The sequence below is a fragment of the Vibrio gazogenes genome (assembly GCF_002196515.1).
GTDB lineage: Bacteria > Pseudomonadota > Gammaproteobacteria > Enterobacterales > Vibrionaceae > Vibrio > Vibrio gazogenes_A.
In genome coordinates this window covers 1,030,671-1,053,340 of sequence record NZ_CP018836.1, presented here as the reverse complement: position 1 = coordinate 1,053,340, position 22,670 = coordinate 1,030,671, and the positions used below count along the sequence as shown (strand labels likewise).

The 22,670-nt window shown below is 43.3% G+C and carries 15 protein-coding genes; 6 read left to right on the top strand and 9 right to left on the bottom strand.

The annotated features are described in order from the left end of the window. Positions 1-21 precede the first annotated feature (21 nt). The 3 genes from BSQ33_RS20300 to BSQ33_RS20290 all read right to left on the bottom strand — a co-directional run bounded on the left by BSQ33_RS20300 (position 22) and on the right by BSQ33_RS20290 (position 3,106). Complete coding sequence (locus BSQ33_RS20300) at positions 22-231, bottom strand: DUF3283 family protein (RefSeq protein WP_088135318.1); 210 nt, start codon at positions 229-231, stop codon at positions 22-24. A 141-nt stretch (positions 232-372) separates the two neighbouring features. Beyond that, positions 373-570, bottom strand: a complete 198-nt coding sequence (locus BSQ33_RS20295; RefSeq protein WP_072954178.1) for a PA3496 family putative envelope integrity protein — start codon at positions 568-570, stop codon at positions 373-375. Between the two features lie 559 nt (positions 571-1,129). Continuing rightward, positions 1,130-3,106, bottom strand: a complete 1,977-nt coding sequence (locus tag BSQ33_RS20290) for a replication initiator protein RctB domain-containing protein (RefSeq protein WP_088135143.1) — start codon at positions 3,104-3,106, stop codon at positions 1,130-1,132. A 1,486-nt stretch (positions 3,107-4,592) separates the two neighbouring features. Here BSQ33_RS20290 and BSQ33_RS20285 point away from each other — a divergent pair. The 4 genes from BSQ33_RS20285 to BSQ33_RS20270 all read left to right on the top strand — a co-directional run bounded on the left by BSQ33_RS20285 (position 4,593) and on the right by BSQ33_RS20270 (position 10,807). Further along, complete coding sequence (locus tag BSQ33_RS20285) at positions 4,593-5,810, top strand: AAA family ATPase (protein ID WP_088135142.1); 1,218 nt, start codon at positions 4,593-4,595, stop codon at positions 5,808-5,810. Between the two features lie 6 nt (positions 5,811-5,816). Further along, positions 5,817-6,788 carry a ParB/RepB/Spo0J family partition protein gene (locus BSQ33_RS20280; protein WP_088135141.1) on the top strand — a complete coding sequence of 324 codons (972 nt, stop codon included), beginning with the start codon at positions 5,817-5,819 and terminating at the stop codon, positions 6,786-6,788. Between the two features lie 152 nt (positions 6,789-6,940). After that, entirely contained in the window at positions 6,941-8,974 is a 2,034-nt protein-coding gene (locus tag BSQ33_RS20275) for a tRNA(Met) cytidine acetyltransferase TmcA (RefSeq protein WP_088135140.1), read from the top strand. Positions 8,975-9,127: 153 nt separating this feature from the next. Beyond that, entirely contained in the window at positions 9,128-10,807 is a 1,680-nt protein-coding gene (locus tag BSQ33_RS20270; RefSeq protein ID WP_088135139.1) for a FapA family protein, read from the top strand. Between the two features lie 44 nt (positions 10,808-10,851). Here BSQ33_RS20270 and BSQ33_RS20265 read toward each other — a convergent pair whose 3' ends face one another. From BSQ33_RS20265 to BSQ33_RS20250, 4 genes are read right to left on the bottom strand one after another with little or no spacing between them, the layout of a single operon-like run. After that, complete coding sequence (locus BSQ33_RS20265; protein WP_088135138.1) at positions 10,852-12,963, bottom strand: type I secretion system permease/ATPase; 2,112 nt, start codon at positions 12,961-12,963, stop codon at positions 10,852-10,854. Between the two features lie 28 nt (positions 12,964-12,991). Beyond that, on the bottom strand, positions 12,992-14,905 hold the full coding sequence (locus BSQ33_RS20260) for an EAL domain-containing protein (protein WP_088135137.1): 1,914 nt from the start codon (positions 14,903-14,905) through the stop codon (positions 12,992-12,994). A gap of 6 nt (positions 14,906-14,911) precedes the next feature. After that, positions 14,912-15,580 carry a transglutaminase-like cysteine peptidase gene (locus BSQ33_RS20255; protein ID WP_088135317.1) on the bottom strand — a complete coding sequence of 223 codons (669 nt, stop codon included), beginning with the start codon at positions 15,578-15,580 and terminating at the stop codon, positions 14,912-14,914. 50 nt (positions 15,581-15,630) lie between these two features. Further along, a complete protein-coding gene (locus BSQ33_RS20250; protein WP_088135136.1) occupies positions 15,631-17,022 on the bottom strand; it encodes an HlyD family type I secretion periplasmic adaptor subunit in 1,392 nt (463 codons plus the stop codon). Between the two features lie 247 nt (positions 17,023-17,269). Between BSQ33_RS20250 and pdxH the strand changes: the two genes are divergently transcribed. Beyond that, positions 17,270-17,920, top strand: a complete 651-nt coding sequence (gene pdxH, locus BSQ33_RS20245; RefSeq protein ID WP_088135135.1) for a pyridoxamine 5'-phosphate oxidase — start codon at positions 17,270-17,272, stop codon at positions 17,918-17,920. A 93-nt stretch (positions 17,921-18,013) separates the two neighbouring features. Here pdxH and BSQ33_RS20240 read toward each other — a convergent pair whose 3' ends face one another. Both BSQ33_RS20240 and BSQ33_RS20235 read right to left on the bottom strand, forming a co-directional pair. Further along, the gene (locus BSQ33_RS20240) at positions 18,014-19,846 is read right to left on the bottom strand and encodes an SUMF1/EgtB/PvdO family nonheme iron enzyme (protein ID WP_088135316.1); all 1,833 of its coding nucleotides are present in this window, start codon (positions 19,844-19,846) and stop codon (positions 18,014-18,016) included. A 157-nt stretch (positions 19,847-20,003) separates the two neighbouring features. After that, the gene (locus BSQ33_RS20235; protein WP_088135134.1) at positions 20,004-21,110 is read right to left on the bottom strand and encodes a PEGA domain-containing protein; all 1,107 of its coding nucleotides are present in this window, start codon (positions 21,108-21,110) and stop codon (positions 20,004-20,006) included. A 535-nt stretch (positions 21,111-21,645) separates the two neighbouring features. Between BSQ33_RS20235 and BSQ33_RS20230 the strand changes: the two genes are divergently transcribed. Then, positions 21,646-22,461 (top strand): helix-turn-helix domain-containing protein, encoded by an 816-nt coding sequence (locus BSQ33_RS20230; RefSeq protein WP_088135133.1) that lies wholly within the window; start codon positions 21,646-21,648, stop codon positions 22,459-22,461. Positions 22,462-22,670: the final 209 nt, after the last annotated feature.

The following is a 22,670-nucleotide window of genomic DNA, read 5'->3' as shown; positions in this document are numbered from 1 at the left end:
TCTGCCAGTTCAGGGAGCGGCTTACATCACGCCCATGACCCTTTTATATTTATCCACTGATTGTTGAAAGCATGTCTGTTCATCGGTTGTTCGCAACGTTTCCTGATGCTGAATGAAGACTTCAGGCCCTGCCTTTCCCTGTTTCAGTTTCCAGACTAAAAAGGCAGCCTGCTTATCCAACTCGATCCGATTCTTCTCTTCAGCATTCAATTCTGCAAGATTAAAAGACATGAAATCACCCGCCATTTGTAAACAAGTTATGCAATATACCACAGGAATCAAGAAAATTAAGCGCTAACTGAGGGCTCACTCCGACCACTCGCATTCAAAAAAAAGGGCAGCGAAGCTGCCCTTTTTTATCCAATATAAAACTTAATGAAGTAAGCCAAGCTCTCTCGCTTCTTCAAGCGTTAAACCACTTTCACGAATTTCTCTCATCACTTCAATCCGGCGTCGGGCTTCGGCTGACTTGAGGGTTTTCGTGGGTTGTTGCAATTCAACTTCGTCCGTGAAGTCCCATTTATTTGCGATATTCGTCATTTCATCATGGTCAATTGAATTGATAGACATAAATCACCTCCGGACAAACCATGTTAGGGACATGTATTCTATAGCGAAGCTGAAAAACCTTGTTAAGCAAAATTATCTAAGAGTGTGATAGTGGCTATAGTTCTGTAAAAATATTGATAGATGTAAAAATAAAATTTTGCGTCTACCCGAACAGCACGGTACTTTTAAAAGATTGCGCTCGATCTTTTGTTTAACCATTCCCCCCGACTTTCCTCAATAATTTTCCTGATTCACATCATATACGGAACAATGATCAAGGATGTAATAGCATTCATGAAGTGATTCGTCATGTTCAATTGATTTGATGACCGGATGGATAATTGATGGGCTCATTTTCTACAGACAAAAAAAAGCGAGCATGGGGTGCTCGCAAAAATGCTAAGTATGAATATAACAACGTGAACCTAACCAATGACATCGGTAGGATATCGGTTGTCTTTCGAGGTAGAGAATAGCGGTCTCAATACTCGCTTCTGTCAGGACGATGTCAGAGCTATGCAAAGACAATCCGGGTTTGTAACCTTGGTTCCATTTTACCGTTCGCCTGCCTTTCAGTGCTCTAGATACCAATCGCCACTTCATCAAGCACTAAAAACACGGACTCGTCCAAATGCCCTTCACTAATCTGTTTACACACTTTGCGTCGAACCGCTAATCCAGAGATTAATCGTTCAATTGACAAATGCTTATTACGACTACGGGAGTTATACAGCTCAATCGTCTTGCTCAGCGTTTCGTAAGGAAGCACTGTTTCACCGACCCTGAGCCAATCGAGCTTATCAATCAGCTCCTGACACTCTTCTCGGATTAATGATGGGGAGTGTCCAGTCATTGCCGATAAAGCGCTTATACTGCGTTCCAGAGCCTCCTGAGAGGTATATTTTGATAAGGTTATCGTAATTTCATCAGCATTGATTTCAACCAAATGTTTCCGCAACTTGACGCGGCGGCCTAGATTCCCTCTGGGAGATGGCGTTTTACGTTGGATCGGTTCAAACTCCCCATCAATAATTGAGGCGAGTTCTTCCAGTTTTTGCTTAGAAACCATCTCATGGCGAAGTGGATTCGGTAACGTCGGAGCCATATTACGTTTACCGGCATTGGTAGTTCTCGCTCTGGAGAAACGCAACACCTCTTCAACATCACATTTAATGTCCACTTCATAATCCGAAAGCTTGCCTTTGGTATGAATGGCACGGATAGAAAGATGATACCCCCACAGATTAACGACAAATAAATCGTCATCCCCTTTTCCTTCAGATAAACGCCGCAACTCACGGATCAGATCCATCGAGAAACGTCGCCATTCAATATTACGGGCTAATTTCTGATTCAGTTCAGATAACAACATGGTTTCATGGTGCCGACGGGACATCCGACTTCGAAAATAAGAATAGAGTTGGAATACCAGTGTATGCTGTTTCAGAATCTCTGGTGGAAATAAGAAAAAGTAATCCCGCGTCAGTAGCTCTTCATAAAATGAAGGCTCCCAAACCAGAATGTAGAGATTAGGTTTGATCTTAATCTCACCATCAGCACCTTCAACTGGTGCTTCTTCAGAAGCGGTGATCGTTCGGGCCAGAAAGCGAAAACGATCACTTTTAAACCCTTCCGGCATATTTTCACTGAGCCAACGTCCGGTGAGTTCGTGGAGCTGAAAGTCCGTAAATTCAATGCGATCAATACTGTCTCGAATTGAGTCTCTCGCAGGCCCGCTATCCTTCTTCCCCCGAAGTGACAAAATATCCGTAATATACAGCGGTGTCTTATTCGGTATTTGTTTCGCGTTCAGATGATATTCTTCACGCTGATGATCATGGTATTGAACGGTTAATGTAAACAGGGCAAACAGCGTCATTAGATCATCAACAGTCATAATATTCTTGGATGATCTTGTTTCGATCACTGCGCGAGTCCCAGAAATTGAAACCATTGATTTCTGGTAATTCTTACGTGTTCTTGGCGGTGCTAATGCTTGGTCGATAATCCCAGCCCAATTGGTGGGTGAGACTACAAATTGATCGGCTTCATCTTTAATCGCTGGCGGTGTATTCAACCCGTATTCATTCAACAAACGTTGATTTACTTGTGTTTGTGCCAGCGCTTTTGAGCGTTTCTGTTTCTCTGACTGTTTCACCGATTCGGTAATCAGGCTGGTGGCTCCCAGCGATGAGATCAGTTGGCTCGGATTAATAAACTTATGCAGCATTGTTTTCCCTGCAAGGCCTTCCTCGAACCGGACAGGAATTTGCTCGAAGAGACCAATACTAACGGCTGCACGCAACCGTTGCTGGATTGCTGCTCTGGTCAACTGTCCATCTGCTGCTTCAATCAGCTCTGTCGTTGAAACTAAGCCATCTTTACTACTCATTCCTTTTAAGGAAACTAAATTCAGTAGTTCAATGATGCTTCTAGTCACCCCTTTAAAGTGCTGATACTGTTCTATCCAATTGATCGATGATTCTGATACTTGAAAGAGATGACCATCTTTATGATTTCTAGGAGCTTTGATTAATATTTTTTCGTGGGTGCTCATTTTCCTGTCCATATCACATTTGATGTAATATTGATATTTTTCCGAGCTTATAGAAAAATATTCTATAAATAAAGAAAAAAATTATGGCTCTTAAAAACTGATCTTTATGATTATTAATGATCTTAAATGTTTATATGATCATATGATCTGGGTAAGAAATTGAACGTAATTAATTGTAATAAAATGATATTTTTATTACGCCGCTGAAAGCATGATCATGGTACGTCAGGAACGATGATCAATTAGATATTGAAAGCATGATCATTAAGTGGCCGAAGCATGATCATTTGTGTTTCGGAATCATGATCATTATCTCCTTTGAAGCATGATCAAGCTGCACACACAACTTATCCACATGCCTGCTCTGCTGGTTATCATTCACCCTGTGACATTTTGCTTTAATTCTGAACAGCTCCGCAAGCATGATCAAGGGAGATTGTTTCTCACCTCCTTTTACCGACGATTTTGCTGACTTTTGGATAATCGAAAAACACACTTTTTGGGAAATAACTCGATATATATCACGTTCAGTCGTTACGTAAGCATGATCAAGGGTAATGATGCCCTACTTTCCCCGGACTCTGTCATTTCAATTTAACGACGCATCCTGATAAATACGGCACATCCCCCAGTTGAATTGACACCTTCCGTAGTTATGGCAAGGAAACTCATGCTTCCGAGATAAATTCTTCTTGATCATTGTTCCGAATATTTGATCATAAGATCATGAATGAATTCACGGAATTTACATTGTCTATATCCCTTGATCATGCTTCTATTTTTTCTTGGAGTCTTGGAAAAATGATCAAGGGGTGATGCCATGATCATTGTTCCAGTCGGTTGTTGGTTATTTGGTTTTCCTGGATGTGTGATGGATATGATGAAATGAGAATTTACGACTGATATTTTTCTTTATTCTGGCATTTGTGTGGTTTTTTTTGACAGAATAAAACCAATTGTTGACGCACTGACGTCCATTTTTAGGGGGTTAGGCTGATCAGGTGTTCGAATTTTAAGCGTTTTAGCGAAAATAAGTGTCGAGAATATTTGTGCTTTATATTGATGAGATTGATTTGAGAAATATCGTATGCAGTTGAAATCACAACTACCGTAAGTATCGCGCTACTTTCAATCGTTCCGGTATCGTGATTCATGTTCATTGATGTGTTTCACAACTCATTGCTTGGGTATCAGACAGAACCTTACCTCGATGAAAAATGCTGCTGATCATTCAATAAATAATTGGTTTGATGGCGAAGATTAAATTTACATTGTAAAATGTGACATTGTAACACTTTCGTGAAATGTTGTTTTTAAGGTAAAGCTGAATCAAATTTTTGATGCTAATTTTCATCTTTTTCATTAAATCGTCTCTTAGTAGACACTTAACTGTGATATTAATCTAAAATTGACCGTACACCTTTTTATTGTCAATAAATAAAATTGCTGTACAATAGCGTCATGTCACTCATTATGGATATTGGCAATGAAGAGAGAACAAACCATAGATAATCTCTACCAACTCGCTGAACAAACCAAACAAGTTCAGGCGGATCGGATTGAAATCGTCCTTGAAGAACGTAAAGACGATCACTTTCCCCCAATGTCTAAGGCATTGATGGAAACGCGTTCCGGCCTCACTCGGCGAAAGCTGGATGAAGCTATTGCAAAAATGGAAGCTGAAGGACATCAGTTTACTAAAAATAACGCCAATCATTATTCTATCTCTCTTGCTGAAGCGCATATGCTGATGGATGCGGCCGGTGTGTCTACCTTCCATCAACGTAAAAAGAATAATGAGAATAAGCCTTGGATTATTAATGTTCAGAATCAAAAAGGTGGTACGGGAAAATCGATGACTGCAGTTCATCTGTCTGCCTGTCTGGCTTTAAATCTGGATAAAAGATATCGCATTTGCTTAATCGATTTAGATCCTCAAGGTTCATTACGTCTATTCCTGAATCCTCAAATTAGTACAGAAGAAAATGAAAGTATTTTCTCTGCGGTGGATATCATGTTAGACAATGTGCCGGATGACACGACGGTGGATCGTTCTTTTTTGAATAAGAACGTATTGATGTCGACCCAGTACCCGAACTTGAAAACCATTTCTGCTTTCCCTGAAGATGCGATGTTTAACGCTGAAGCATGGCAGTATTTATCACAAAATCAGTCACTGGATATTGTCCGTCTTTTGAAAGAGAAGTTGATTGATAAAATTGCTGATGATTTTGATATTATTGTCATCGATACGGGACCGCATGTTGATCCTTTAGTTTGGAATGCAATGTATGCGTCTAACGCGCTTTTGATACCATGTGCAGCAAAGCGTCTGGACTGGGCGTCAACGGTTAACTTCTTCCAGCATTTACCAACCGTTTATGAAATGTTTCCGGAAGATTGGAAGGGACTCGAATTCGTTCGGTTGGTACCGACGATGTTCGAGGATGATAATAAGAAGCAAGTTTCTGTTTTGACGGAGATGAATTATCTGCTCGGAGAGCAGGTGATGATGGCAACGATACCACGGAGTCGGGCATTTGAAACCTGCGCTGATACTTATAGCACGGTGTTTGATTTAACTTCCGGTGATTTTGAAGGCGGGAAGAAAACACTGGCGACAGCGCAAGATGCTGTTCAAAAAAGTGCATTGGAGCTTGAGAGAGTGCTACATACACATTGGCCATCGTTGAATCAGGGGTAAGAGAATATGGCAATGAAAACATCAGAATTAAACGCAAAACTGTTTGGTAAGGCCGATAAGCGCCGGGCAACAACCCCACAAGAGGCGCAAAACGCTGCAAAAGAAAAGGCTCATGTCATCGAATTAGCTGTGGCTGGTAAAGATTTAGTCACCTTTGAATTACAGCGTATACCAGCAGATCGTATTGCGACCCAAACGACCGTTTTTGAACGAAATGCCCGTGAACAGTCGTTTCTGAATGAACATGCATTGTCTGATATTTTGAGTACGCTGCAAGACCGGGGTCAACAGTATCCAGCCGTTGGACGACGTTCAACAGACGGTGTGATTGAAGTGCTTGATGGTAGCCGACGTCGAATGGCATGTATTCTGGCAAACCAGGATTTCCTCGTTTATGTGGCGGATGGCATCAATGAAGAACATGCCAAATTCTTGTCTGACGTGGCGAACGCGCACAAGCCGTTATCTCTTTACGAAAAAGGTAAAGAGATGCAGGCGAAACTGGATAGTGGTGAGGCGGATGATCAAAAAGCTTTAGCGAAGATGTTCCAATGCAGTGAAGCGCTTGTGAGTGGTGCTTTGAAAGCTGCCGCTTTGCCGCTTGAGTTACTTCAGGCTTACCCGAATGTTGTTGAGCTTGGTCGCCCGACGATCGTAAAACTTCATAAACAATATAGTGTGTTAGATGAGGAACAGCGGGCGCAACTCTTAGATAAATGCCGTGCCGATGGAGAATTTGTCTGGCAAAAAAGTGAGGTTCAAGGTGTTGCCCGATTGACCAAAGAAGTGACGGAAACACTGGAACAGTGGATGGCTTCACTTGCACCGAAGCAGAAAGCAGCCTCTCATAAAATCGAGTTAGTCAAAGGACGCGCAAGTTATACTCGTAAAGGTAGCCAGTTAGTGCTGAATCTAAAGCGGGTTGATGACCAGCTCATGGATGAATTATTTGAATTTATCCAGAGTAAGATGAACTAACGTCTCAATTGATGTTTGAAATATGCTTGAAATAAATAAGCCCGGTGATTCACCGGGCTTTTTTGAATCTTGAATTCCGTATAGAAACACTTCCCTTTCCTCAGATGATTTGTATGATGTGATACCAATACTCCTGTTTTTATGGCTTTGCGATGATGTGTGCTTTTTCTGAGGTTCTTTCCCCATTACGGTCTTATTTGGTACAAACCTTCTACCGTGCCGGTATTGTGTTGAGAGGGACACCAGAATGGATTGAAGGCCGATTATTGCAGTTGAAAGGCCATTTTGATGGTCGGCATATACAGCTTGGCGGTTATCCCAGAGAAGGATATGAATGGTTTGATATCAAGTCTGGTCGTCGCTTACTGGGGCAGGAATGTGGGCTGTTATTGGTTGATTTATCGGTTGAATTCGATGCCGACAGTTTTAATGCCGCGCTTGGTACGCTGCAAGGTGGCGGGATTTTGGTGGTGGTTGATGTCCCTGAGTGGCGTGAGAATTTAAATCCGGCCCAACAATGGTTACGGCGTGCTCTGGCGCAACTGATATTGGTGGATGAGCGACAACCGTCTGTTAAAGTCGATTTTCCACCACAACCAGCGACGCGAGTTGATCGGTTTGAGCAACAGGAACAAGCGATTGCGTCAATTATTCATGTCGTCGAAGGGCATCGGAAACGTCCCTTCGTATTGACTGCGGATCGTGGTCGGGGGAAAAGCAGTGCGCTGGGCATCGCTGCATCCGTATTAATGAAGCGTCGTTCATCCATTCATATTCTTGTTACTGCACCTGCTTTTTCGTCGGTTGATCCGATTTTCAGCCATCTGCAGCGAATGCTGCCAGAAGGTCAACTACAAGGAAAAATATTCGTTTATCAGCAAGCCAAACTCCAGTTCATCGCACCGGATGAACTTATTTATGAACGTCCGGGCTGTGATCTCCTGTTGATTGATGAAGCCGCTGCGATACCGATATCGATGCTCACGTCTTTAACCCATCACTATCATCGTCTCGTGTTTTCGACCACGATTCATGGCTACGAAGGATGTGGCAGAGGATTCACGCTCAAATTTTTACCGTGGTTAAAACACAACAGACCCGGTTTAACTCATCAGACTTTATCAACACCGATCCGCTGGGCTGAAGGCGATCCACTAGAAAAGTGGCAGTATCAGACATTTTTGCTTGATGCTGAGTTACCTGCCATTGAGGATGTACAAGAAGGCCCGGTTCAGTATCGTCATCTGACACGTGACGAATTGCTGAATGAGCCGGCGATGTTTGCCAATCTCTTTTCTTTATTAACGCATGCCCATTATCAAACCACACCGAATGATTTAATGGGGATTCTTTCTGATTCGAATATCACCGTCTTTATTGCGCAGAGAGCACATCATCTGGTGGGATGCATTCTTGCAATCCAGGAAGGATCGTTATCGCCAGATGCAGTTGAAAGGATTCAACGTGGGCAACATCGTCCGAAAGGACATCTTGTGCCGATATCTCTGGTAAACCAACTCGGATTATCTGATGCAGCGGGTTTGTCTTGCTGCCGAGTGATGCGTATTGCCATCCATCCGGCTTTGCAAGGTCGAGGATATGGATCGGCACTACTTTCCGAATTGACTCGTCAATGCCCAGCTGACTATATCGCTACCAGCTTTGGTGCGACTTCAGCGCTCCTCCAGTTTTGGGGAAACAATGATTTTCATCCAGTGAAAATCGGTTCGCGTAGAGATCAGGCGAGTGGTAGTTATTCTATCGTGATGATTTTCCGTAATTCGTATTCGTGGTTTGAGTCTGCGAGAAAACAATTTTCATACTATTTTCCACATGCCTTAAAAACAGAACTGACGCGGTTAGAGCCTGATGTTGTTCGGCAGTTGCTAAAGATGAGCGTCAATTTACCGATAACAGATATACCCGTCACATTGATTCGACATTATGCTCAGGGCGGCTCTAATTATGAGAGTGTCGCGGTATGGATATCTCTCTATCTCTCATCTCTTCCATCTGAGTATATCGACATGATTGACGACCTATTGATTGAGAAAATATTACAGAATCAGGCGTGGTCAACGATCACTGCTCATTCTTCTGTTACAGGCAGGAAACAGATTGAGCAGAGAGTCCGAGACAATCTTTCATCGATTATCGCGAGTTTACAGTGTAAATCTGAGTCATAGTCAATCAGTTGAATTTACCTATTTACAGTGTAAATCTGCTAAGTTGGTGACCCAGCACTTAATTTTCAATGGCGCTTATTTAGTTGCTGTCATGAGATGAGTAAAATATAAGCGGATAGAATGGATTGCGATATACATGATAAGGGCACATAGATGTGGAAGAGAATTTTATCTATCACAGAAGATAAAAAATCAGTCATCGCGAATCTGAAACAGATAGACACGCTGAGTAAGAAATTATCCAAAAGCGGAATCATGGAAGCTTTAACAAGTTTAGGCGCTTCTGCGTTCTATTTGGATCAGGAAGTATTGGAACGGTTTATCAATGCTGCTAACGAAGGCAAAGGCGATGCTTATAAGGATACTGTTGTTGCGAAGCGTCTTCATGCACAAGTGAAGGTTGAGTTAGCAGAACAAGACATGCTTGCGAGTATGATTGTGACTGGCGCGTATGGGGGCCGAGGATTGCTCGGTAGTGATTTAGTTCATGCTCTCGCTCAGTCAAGAGTCACCAAAGGTATCAATAAAACAGCACTGAAAAAAGTTTTGATCGTGAGCAAAACGCTCTCCCCCGGAGAGGTGTTTGTCCAACCTATCGCACAAGGGAAAAACCCGGTCAATGGGGTTGATACAAAATTTATTCCCTTAGTTGATGATGTGAACAAACGTGTATTGGCGCCACAGCAGAAGGAAAACTCGTCAAAACTCGATATGAGAAATTTGGGAGAGACCATTACGGTAGGAGAAGGCGACGAAGTGATGCGCCGGATTCCCGCGACAAAAGGGACGCCCGGTTATACGGTTCAAGGGACGATGATTCCGGCAAAACCCGGGAATGATTCTCCCATGAAAGAAGGGAAAGGAACCACTTTTTCTGCGAAAGACCCTAATATTTTAGTCTCGACGATTTCCGGAATGCCGTTGATCAAGGAACGAAGTATCGATGTTGATAATGCATTATGTATGCAAAACATCAATGTGGGGACGGGGCATGTTAAATTTAAAGGGGCCCTAATTGTTGCAGGTAATATTGAATCTGGAATGATTGTTCGTGCCACGGGATCTATCACCGTTGGCGGATTTATTGAATCTGCAGATGTTCAGGCCCAAGGCGATATTCAAGTCGGGAAAGGGATCATTGGTCATACGACTGCCGATGATGAAAAACGCACTTGCACGGTAAAGTCTGGTACGACAATTAAGGCCAATTATGCGCAGTATTCTGAAATTCAGGCCCATGATGATATTCATCTGACCGTGCATAGCATTAGTAACAATATTCGTTGTGGACAGGATCTGTATGTCATCGATGAAAAAGAGAAACAAGGAACATTAAGCGGTGGCATGGCTAAAGTCGGCGGTAAAGTCATCTGTGTCAACCTTGGGGTTGAAGGGGATACCGCAACACGTGTTGAAGCGTTTGGTCGCTATGCAAGTTACAGAGAGCGTCTGGAGCAATATAAAGAACAATACAAACAGACACAGGCTCAAACGATGGACATTGTTCGTCGGGAATTAGAATTTAATAAGAAACCGAAAGAACAGCGAACAGAAGAAGGGCGTGCAGAGATTGAGCGTCTGAAACAAGAAACAAGTGAGCAGATGGTTAAGGAAAAAGAGATGCTCGCAGTCATGGAAGATGAATTTGAAGACATGCTGAGAGAGAATACGATTGAAGTCAAAAGTAAAGTGTTCAGCCATGTGATTATTCAATTCGGCGATGAGCGTATTGTGATCAAGCGAGCTCATGGCCCTAGTATTTTTAATTTCACCCAATACGAAATTAAATGTCGTTCTTTATTAGATGAAAATGATGTTGTCTCTGAAGTTTGATTTCATATCGCGGCAACATCATTTTACTGTCTGCTGATGGGGTGTTAAACGGCTCGGACGTTTCCCTGACGCAGATTGTTTAGCACTTCCTCTTTCGAGCCATCTGCAATCACATAACCTTTTTCCATCACGATAATACGATCGACAATGTCCAGCATTGATGTTTTATGCGTGATGAGAATCAGTGTTTCATTGGGAGTTAACTGCTTCAGTTGATGCTTCACATGCATTTCTGAGCGGTTATCCATAGCACTGGTTGGTTCATCCATTAATAGCACGGGAGGACGACCTAACAAGGCACGGGCAATTGCGACTGCCTGTTTTTGCCCCCCTGAAAGTAATTGCCCACCTTCCCCGACTTGCCGTTCCATTCCGGCCGCGTCTTGTTGAGTAAACATCGTCACACCCGCACGATTTGCTGCATCGAGCACGTCTCGATCATCAACTAATGGTCTTCCTAGTGTAATATTTTCTCGAATCGTCCCGAAAAATAGCAGACTATCTTGTGGCGTACAGCCAATATTTCTACGAATATCAATGTGATGTAATTGAGAAATATTGGTGTCATCAATACGAATGTGGCCTTCTGTGGGTTTATACAGCCCCATGATTAGGCGCTCTAATGTAGTTTTTCCTGAGCCCACTCTACCGATAATTGCGACTTTTTCTCCGGGATTGATGGTGATACTGACATCACGAATCGATGCGGTCGCAGAGCCTGGGTAGTGAAAAGTCACGTTGTCTAACTCGATTTTGCCCTTAAAAATGGGGCGATGAATATAGCGTTTCCCTTCCTCTTGTTCTTCAGGCATCGCCATAATGCCTTCGATTAAGGAGAAAGCGGATTTGGCCTGCGTATATCGAGTCGAGAGTAAAGAGAGCTGAATCATTGGCGCGATTGCTCTGCTGCTGAGCATCGTGGCAGCAATCATGCCCCCCATGGTCAAGTCTCCTTCAGAAATCAAATAAACACCAACAATGATCATCCCGATGTTACTCACCTGTTGGACAAAGCCTGCAGCATTCTGAATACCATTGGTTATTTTTCTGCTTTTAATGTTCCAATTTGCCATGTGTGCAACGGCTTCTTCCCAACGGTATTGGAATTGACTTTGTGCACCGAATAATTTGACGGTTTCTAAACCGGAAAGGCTTTCAATCAGATTGGCGTATTTCTGAGACGCGAGCCGGGAGCCTTCTTCAATTGCGACCTTGAGCTTGGACTGAATCAGGTAAGAGTAACATGCCAATATTACCACTCCGACAATCGGAACGATGACGAGCGGCCCAGACATTAGCCAGATGAGGAAAAGAAATAAGAAGGCAAATGGTAAATCAATCAGTGACGAAATCGTAGCAGACGTGAAAAACTCCCGAATCGACTCGAATTCTTGCAGGTGTCTGGCAAATGCTCCGACAGAAGGGGGACGATTTTCCATACGGATGCCCAGCACCTTGCTGTAGAGTTTTGAAGAAATCAGGATGTCTGATTTTTTCCCTGCGACATCAATGAAATAGCTTCTGAGCATTTTTAAGGTGATATCAAACAGAAAAATACAGATGATACCGCTGGAGAGCACCCAGAGAGTTTCAAATGCTAGATTCGGTACGACTTTGTCATACACTAGGCGGGAAAACATTGGCGCGGCAATCGCGAAAGCATTGATGAGCAGTGACGCGATCAGTACATCACGGTAAATTTTTTTCGATTGCCAAATGGTACTCCAAAACCAGTGGCCTTGATTGGTTTTTAAGACTTCCGGGGATCGCTCATCATAACTGAACTGCTTTTTGACCATAAAATAGCGGCCGATATAGCGTTCTTCCAGATCCTGAAGAGAATAGGAAACGGGCACCATACCGGATGACTCTGTGACAACTTCAGCTTCTTGTTGCTCTTCATGAATGCTGAGTAGTACACATGACTCGCCACCTTTCAGTAAGAGCACTACCGGGAATATCAGTCGGGGTATATCGCTCAATTTCGCGCGATTTTCTTTGGCAACCAACCCCGCCCTTTCTGCTGCCCGGGGGAACAAGAATGGGGTGAGTCTCCCGTCTGATAACGGTAATCCATTCACCAGCGCTTCCGGAGAGTTGGCTAAGCCATAATACCGACTGATATAAATCAGCGAATTGAGTAATGTATCTTGCATTCAAGCTGACCTTTTAATTTTTCTTCCATCACTTATCAACAATAAAGCCTTGGAATACATCAATAAAGTGTTCAGCCAGAAAGTCTAGCTGCTCTTGTGTTTCTATCCTTGACGCTACTGTTGTAATGTCTAGGTTATGCGCGGCTCTTGATATAGACGCAAGTGTATATGTCTGTTTCTCGTCTTTCAGATTATGCGTGAATAAATAGTCCAGTTTCACGTAATGTGGTCTGAATTCATTGAGGTAATCCAGCGTTTGGAAATTTCGACCATAGTGATCAACACCAAAGTCCGCACCTGCATCCCGAATGGCATGACAGAATAGTGCTGTATAGTTAGCATTTTCGATGAAACAGGCTTCCGGAATTTCAAAATGGAATCGTTTCGCGACCGATAGATTCTGTGTCAGTAACTGAGATATCCAGCGAATAAAACTCGGGTCTGAAATACTGTTGCCTGAGATATTGACCGCCATAATATCCTTACCGTTTTCGTCCTGAGCTAATTTGTCGAACATCTGCTGAATCACATACTCATCGAAAATATGGCTGACATTAAGCTGTTCCAGCGCAAACAGATATTGCGTTGCACTGTATCGTTGACCGTCTTTTTCAATTGAGGAGAACACCTCTTTATGTAGTTCCTTCCCATTTTGGTCACATGCAGCCTGAAAGCGGAAACGAATCAACCCCTCTTTCATTGCTTGATCAACCAGTGTTTTCCACTGCTGTTTACCCATCACTAAGCGACTTTCGTCACTGTTGATATAGCCATATGGCTTCGTCCGATCCGCTTTTGCGGATGCCAAAGCATTATCCAGCAATGATAGAATGCTGGAGGTTGTGGTTTTCGATTTATTCAGTACTAATCCGAGATAAGCTTCCGGAGAGACAAGCCCCGTCGGATCCGGTGTCATGTCAGAGACGCAGTTTATAATATCTTCTGCAATGGTCTGAATTTCATCATCCTCAGCATGAGGGAAGAGAAAGGCGAATTCATTACTTGATAAGCGCGCAAGGATCGTTCCCGGCGCATTCACAGACATTTTGAGACGTTCTGCCAGTGTTTTTACTTGCATGTCTCCGCTCTCATAACCCTGAACATCATAGCTTTCTTCGATGAAGGTTGCCTGAAGCATCGCAACAGCACCGTATCCGCCTTCACTTAACCAGTTTTCCAACTGATTCATAAAGTAAGAACGATTACCCAGTTTTGAGACAGGATCGAGATAAGCCCGATCGCGTAGTTGTTGCGCTTCTCTTGCCTGCGCCATGAAAGCCTTTTCAATCTGAGAAGACATCTGGTTGATCCCATCAACGACATGGACGAGGTCTTTGGTCATTGGTGGGGGTAATGGCTTGCCAAACTGGCTACGCGCAACCTGCTCCATTTTTATCACTATCGCATGAAGTGGTCGCAGAGATTGTTTGATAATCAGCGAAATTGCAATCAGTCCGAATAGGAAAACACAGCCGAAAACAATGCTCAGTCGGATAAGGGCATCCCATAGTTGCCGATATGCTTCGCCTGGATGGCTGACAATTTCTACCTTGGCGAGCTGCATCCAGCCACTGGTGACCACACGGCTTTCATTGATTGGTTTAAATAAGCCAAAGTGAGTAAACCATTTCGGGACACCGTTTGGTGTAATGGGATAAGTGCGTACAATTGCTGGCCGATTATCGAAAAAGGTTAATTTGACCAGCGAATATGTGCTGCCATCAAATAGTGCATTGATAACCGACTCGGCTGAAACCGTGTCTTTATCTTCCAAATACGGTGCCAGTGCCAGCCCTACAGTATTGATGGTGTTGCTGACTTCTGAACGTTGCTGTTGTTCAAGATTGCTGCGTGTCGTATTAAATTCAATAATAAATACAGAACTAATCAGCAAAATAAACAGCGCAATCATTCCCATAACGATTTGCTTGTAAAGAGTCATATTTCCCTACCCATCGTAGCTAACTATCGGTTTATTCAAAATGAGTTCCCGTTCCCGATCCCTTAAGTCATTCCACAGACTCAGACGAGATGAGTCTCCCGCTAACTGACTATTTTTCGATTTCATCAGCCATAGATTCCGAGCATTGAAACTGTAGATCGGCAATAAATCGGTTCTGCGCCCTGCTGGCTTGATTTGAGGTATCAGATTATCGAGGATGAGAGGCTCTGCATCTGGTGTTTTGTAATAGGCCAGAACCATGTGAAACTGATTCAGTTTAATGGCTTTAACATAGACTAATCTCAGTTTGCTGTCCGGTACGCCAATTTCTCTGAGAGAGAAATATTTGGCAATCGTAAAATCTTCACAATCACCGGCATTGGCTCCCAGAAATTCCAGCGGTGTTGCCCAGTAATCTTGCTTACCCCATAACTTTATATCGCTGACAAAGTAGAGCTGATTGAAAAAGGCATTCACTTTTTCCAGTTTTTCTTGTGTTGAGAGCGGTTTATATTCGGCCAGAGCATTTCGCCAAGCTGCGACTCGTTTACCAGCACGCTCACCGTAAACTCGGGTGACAGCGTTTACCCACTTCTGTTCCGTGGTATCAAGGGCCTGTAATGACGATACCATCAGTATGAATAGCATTGAGATGACTGTCAGCCAGCGTTTCATAATGCCTCTATTTTTCTGATCGGATTGTTCATGGGCAGATGTCGGCTCCATTATTCTTTCAGTGCGTTTTCCTGTGCACCAAGTATCGGCTGTAAAAGATACTCCATCACGGTTCTTTTCCCGGTGATGATATCTACTGATGCTGTCATTCCCGGGATAATGGGGAGGTCTCCATCATGATGCAATGTGGTGGAAAACGTCCTGACCCGAACAATGTAGAAACTGTTGCCCTCTTCATCCTGAGAGGTATCGGCACTGATATGCTCAAGTGTGCCTTCCAATCCGCCATATTTACTAAAGTTATAGGCACTAAATTTGACGATAGCATGTAAATTCGGACGGAGGAAAGCAATGTCTTGGGGGGCAATTTTTGCTTCAACGAGTAAGGTGTCTTCCGAGGGGACAATTTCAACGATATCCATCCCCGGTTGAATCACACCACCCACGGTATTGACATTGAGCGTTTTGACCGTGCCAGTGACTGGAGAAACAACCACTGTCCGGTTGACTCGGTCTTCCAGCCCGACGGCTGACTCGGTGAGCGCAGATAACTTATCCTGAGCCTGATTTAACTTGTCTTGCTGTTCGGAACGGAAGGTTTGGGCGGTATCGATACGGCTATACATCGCTTCTTTGAGTGCTGCTTTTGCCAGTGGAATTTTTAACTGACCAGATGTCATGTCCCGGCGGATATCATTCACTTGCCGCTGTAATTTTAAGATCTCGATTTCTGGCACCACACCTTCTTTTGCCAGCGGTTCAGTCATCTGTAGTTCTTTTTGAACATACTTATAACTTTGCTCCAAATTCGCGACTCTGGCTTGTAATTCAATCAAATCCTGATTTTTTTGTTTGATTTGCTGATCGACTACCGAAAGCTGGTTTCTCAAATTATCCAGTGACTGTGTGTACTGTGCTTTTTGTCGTTTGACTAATTCGGCCTTTTTTTCGACCAAGGATTGAGGGAATTTCAAATGATTGTAGGTTACGACAACACTTTTCTGCCAGTTGGTTTCGTCGAACTTTTCATTAATTTGCACACTTTTAATCGCTGTGGACAGTTGAACGACGTTTGCTGTTAAGTTGGCAACTTCCTGTTCCCGCTCTCGGTAATCGGATAAGAAGCGGGTTTTATCAAGGAGGATCAGTTGTTGGCCTTTTTCGACGTGCTGACCCTCTTTGACCAGAATTTTTTTGACGAGTCCGCCTTCTAAGTTTTGGATGACTTGAACTTGGGAAGAGGGGATGACTTTCCCACTTCCAACCGTGACTTTATCGATTTCAGCGAAAGATGCCCAAATGATTGCGATAACGAAAAAAGCAGCCATAACCCATAGCATAATCCGAGCACTATTTGGGGTATTCAGCAGAAGTGCCGCAGTTTTATCGTCAACATATTCCAGTTCTTCTGATGAAAGTTCACTGTAGCTGTCTTTACGCATCAAGACATCCTATTCGGTTCGGATTACTCTGTTGATTTTATTACTAGTCTGATGAAATGTTAACAATTGGCATCAGATAGATGCTGAAAATCGCTGAATTCCTCTGTTTTCACTAGAAACTGTACCATACCTTTACGGGATTGCTTGGTTTTTCTGAAATTTATTGCCCTTTTATCGGGGGATCGATGTGATACTTGTCTTATCGATATGAAAGGCGCACAATCACGAAAAAAACGCAGGAGCGCTCATGAAACTCTCAGATATTCGTCGGGAATATATTCAAGGTGGTTTGAGGAAAAAAGATTTGATGCCAAATCCTTTTCATCAATTCGATCATTGGTTACAACAGGCGATTGATGCCAATATTTCTGATCCGACAGCCATGACTGTTGCGACTGTTGCTCCCGATGGTCAACCTTTTCAACGGATTGTGTTGCTGAAAGATTCTGGTGAACATGGGTTTATTTTCTATACCAATTTGGGCAGTCGTAAAGCGCAGCATATTGAACATAATAACCGCGTTAGCCTTCATTTTCCGTGGCATATGTTAGAGCGTCAGGTGCATATCACCGGACGGGCTCAGAAACTCTCAGCGATGGAAAATTTTAAATATTTTTCCTCTCGTCCAAAAGATAGTCAACTGGCTGCCATTGCCAGTCATCAGAGCCAGCGGATCTCTGCCCGAGGCATATTGGAAGGGAAGTTTCTGGAGTTAAAGCAAAAGTTTGCAAATGGAGAGATTCCGGTCCCTAGCTTTTGGGGAGGGTATCGCGTGATTCCTGAAAGTTTCGAATTTTGGCAGGGTGGGGAACACCGTCTGCACGATCGGTTTCTTTACGCTCAACAAGACGCTGGTCAAGGTGACGGACAGTGGGATGTGAACCGATTGGCGCCTTAAACGATTGCGCTTGTTACCCCCTCATAAACAATCAGATGACAACAGATACAAAAAAGGGAAGCGATGGCTTCCCTTTTTGGTTTGATCAGTGAATTACTCTTTTATTTCTCTTACCACTCGAAAACCGATGTAATTCGCAGCGGTTGATGGCTCAGAGAAGAGTTGGCTATAGACCACGGCATTGAGTGGCGAGAAACTCCAGGCTCCGCCTTTAAGGATACCTTGAGGCGCGCTGGTCCATTCCCAGACGTTCCCGATAACGTCATACAGCCCGAGAGGGTTTGCTGGAAATGATTTGACCGGAGATGTGCTTTTGTTTGCCCAAAAAGAACCACTCCAGCCGGTGTTGGCTAAGCCAGTTGCAAAATCATCACCCCACCAATAGTCGGTTTGCGTGCCAGCCCGCGCTGCAATTTCCCATTCATCTTCCGTTGGGAGTCGGTATTCAAACCCTGTTTGTTTTGAGAGCCAGTTTGTAAATGCTTTCGCATCATTTTGGCTGACGCAAACAACCGGAGATTGTGAGGATTGTTTAAATCCTGGATTCCGCCAGTAATGACCAGACAGTGGGGTCATTTGGTTATTGATCATCGCTACACATGTTTTCATTAATTCTGCATCTGAACGGTAATTGGTCTGAGTGACAAATGCTTTGAACAGTCCAACGGTGATCGGGGTTGATGAAATTGCGAAAGCATGATCAAGGAATACTTGAGTCGATGCATGTTCCCCGATGAAAAACTTGCCTGGTGTGATCGTCACCAACTCTGGCCCCGAAAGGCTTGGTGATAACGCGTCTGCAAACGCATAGCCAGTTTTCAACTGATTATGCTCTTCTTTCAAAACAGCCCGAAGTTGGCTGTCTGACTTCAGATTCACTTCTGTTTGATATGAAATATAACCTGTTTTCTCGATCCGAACCTGATGAACACCTTCCGGTAGCGTTAATGTCAGTGGTGTATGGCCATAACGAACATCATCAATAATCACTTGATCATCATATAGATTGGAACGAAGTGTCAGATTAAACCAAGCCACTTCTTGCTGGATGGGTTGTTGGTCGTCAATGGTACAGTACTGGGCATCAATATCTAAAAGTTGGCAAGGTGCAGTATTGTCCGGCCGAGCTCCCAACCGCGCTTCAACAATGGTTTGATAACGGCTGGCATCAGAGAAGCCTGATTGGACGGTCTGATGCTGAAGGACATGAATATTCAGCGACGCCTTCGAAGCATGTTTCACGACTGTTGAAGACTCACTTACACTGTTTAGTAAAGATGTCTGGAACTGTTTGACCGCTTTTTGCAGAGCCAGCTTGATGGTTTGTTGTTCACATGCAGCAATGGTCATTGATGGATGACAGCGGTTGGTGAAGCTGACTTTTTCCACCCCTTCTTTTAACAGTTCGATTCTCAAACGTTTGGCTCGAGCCTTCAATTTATTCCGCTGGAGATCGGCAATGTTCTTTCTGAGAAGAGAAACTTTTGTTTCCTGATCTTTGAGTAACCCTTTCTGTTCTTCCAGTTGGTTATCCGTATCAAACAAACTTTTCTGATTTTGTTTGTATTTTGACCATGCATTCTGGTAGGTAGACTGATAAGCACTGATATCCAGTTTGGGATCCGAGATCATCTTTTGATAGGCGTTTTCCAAATCTTTTTTGGTTTGGTTCAGCTTGGCTGACAGTTCCTTATCTTGTTGACGAAGTCTGTTGAGCTCAGTTTGTTGGTTTGCGACAGTCTGTTGTTTTTCTTGCAAAACTTTCTGGGCTTTTTCCAGCTCAGTATTTTTACTGAAAAGTGCATCGTCAATTTGGTTGACTAAAGGTGCGGCTTTTTCTGGCAATGTCGCATCTTCAGCAAAAGCGCTGAATGATACGAAACCAAGCAGGAGGGTTGATAATAGAGCAGTTATTCCTTGTCGCATGCTTTTGTACTTCAATGTTGGATCGTCAAGTCGTCTGATCGATTGTAAACGAAAACGCCATTCGGCCATAAGTCATATATCAATAACTTACAGACAAAATGGCGTCGTAACCATATCTTTGTGAATCGTACCCAAAAAATAATTCACAAATTGGCATCTAGCTTTGCTTATTCGGACGAAGTTTGACCCATACCGTATCATTACTATTGACAGTAATGACCTGATTATATGTTTCATACCCGTCTTTGGACACGGTAAACTGATGGCGACCATGTGGTAGAACAATCTCAACTGGGGTACTACCATAGCTGACACCGTCAATGGTTACAGAATCCTGATACTGGTCAGAGCGGACGGTTATGTTTGCCCACTGCTTTTCCTTTTTCGGCTTATAATTTTTCTGTCCTTGCAGACAGTATCGCGTAGATACTCCCAACAATTTACATCCGGCAGTTGCACCAGGCCGGGCCTGAAGCTGTGCTTGAATCTTCGTGTAGTAATCGTTGTTACCCTGAAAACCGCTCGACAAAATCTGGCTATCCTGAATTGATACATTCAGATCGACATTTTTAAGATTTTGCTTAGCGATGACAGACTCTGTCAGATTATCGAGTAATTTATCCTGAAACGCAGAGACCGCTTTCTGTTTGGTTAGATAAACACCTTGATTCGCACATTCACCCAACGTCATCGTCGTAGAACACGTTGTTTTATAGTTCGCTTCAATTGTGTTGCTATCCATTAACTCAGCATTAATGCGTTTGACTCGAGCTTCAACCCGAGACTCTTTCAGGTTATCGAGCTCGCTTCTCAGACGGGCTTGCTTCTGTTTGAGCTGAGAAACACGCATTTCACTTTCAGTAATCGTCTGTTCATTATCCAGTCGAGATGCTTGGTTCTGCTTTAACTCGTTCCAGACCTCTTGATACTTTTTCTGAAAGGTTGCTAAATCGATGTCTGGATCTTCAAGAAGTTGGCTATATTGTTTGTCCAGATCGGATTTGGCTCGATTTCTTTTCGTTTCCAGCTTACCGCCTTCGCGTTTTAAACGGTCTTGATCATTTTTCAACTGCTGGAGTTTCGTGATCTCAGTATCGTACTTGGATGAAATAGATTTTATTTCATCTTGTTTTGTATCTATTTTTGCATCAATCGTCGCAACAGGATCAGTCTGTGCGACATTTGCTTCATCAGCATATACAAATGCTGGCCCCAAAAGAGGGATAAGCGCCAATACGAGCGCTGGGATGTGACGTACTATCATAGGTCCCTGCAACAATTTTTAACGTTTAGCCACAGTAACTCTGTGGAGAAGACAATGACTCGACAACTAGAGAAATAACGCAGTAGCTGTCTCATAATTCTTACTCTATTGGAAGCACAAATAATACAAAATTTAACTTAGGTCGCTGATTTTGTATATTTTAAACATGCTACTTCCATTTTGAGCCGAATGAGAAAATATGCAAGTATTTCACCTCAATCTCTGCTCTGGTTTCGCGTTTGAACAAACATTCTCCGTAATTTATGTGCACTTGATCATTGTTCCGGATTTTGCTCAAACGTTCAGCGTCATACTCTTTCGAGATTTATCGACATGCTTAATATACATGAACGGCAATTATTTTCACGGAATTAGTTACAGATTTGGATTCATCACGTCTGATAGTCATCTGTATGCTTATCTGCGTCTTTGTGTTTGAAAAAATAGCGGTTCTAAGGTAAAAATCTACTATTCATATCATTGACACTATATTGCGTATCGCAATCGTCGTACCGGGTTTTGAGGAGGATGTGGGATGTCTATGCAAAAAAAAGCTTCCCTACCGGTGTCCGATCAAACGCCGACGCCGAGACCTGCAGAAGTGATGACGTTGCCGTCGGGGATGGATTGCCATGCTCATTTCTATACACAGATTGTTGTGTGTCTCAATGGCATGACGGAGTTTGAAATCAGCGGATATGGTAACCGAGTTGGCCCGGGGCAGGGGTGTATTGTTCGCGCAGGAGCCAATCACGCTTTCGGTGGGATTGTTGAAAGTGCTGATATCATGGTTCTTAATTTGCCGTTTCCTACCACTGAAGCACCACTGATGGTGCATCAACTCAATGATCTGTCGAATTCAGGCTGTTATTTTTGTCTCGATGAACCGTTTAAAAATCTGATTCGCATTCTGGGGCAGGAGATCGCCATGGCTCCGGAGGATTATCGGTTGAGTCAGGCTTGTCATGATACGTTGGTCTCGATCTTACCCCGTCATATCACCGGTTATGTGCCGCATGTTAAAGAATCCCGCTTTGATATGGATATCATTGATCACTATATCGACCGCAATATAGGTCGACCGATCACGGTCGCCCAACTTGCCGGCAGTGTTTTTCTCGGAGAAAGTCAGTTCCACTCACACTTTAAAGCAACGACTGGCGTCACACCGTATCAGTATGTGTTGGATAAGCGAGTTCAAATGGCAAAACAGCTCATTCAACAGGGTGGATATACGCTGGGACAAATTGCGGATATTACTGGTTTCTCGGGGCAGAGTTCTTTCTCTCATGCATTTATTCGACTCGTTGGTCTTTCCCCGTCAGCTTACAAGAAACGTTATCAAAAATAAGATGTTGTTTCCAAATTAACCCTATCCTAGTGTCTCCTTTCTCATTTATTTCCCACCATGTTGTTGATATGCACTGATCCGTTTGTCTCTGTTTTTCACCGCTCCTAACGTGTTTATTTTTTGCGTTATTCGCTAAAAAAACATGTCGATAGGTTAACTTAATTGATGTGATTGTGTTTTTAATTTGTTAAATATCGGAGCTTTCCACA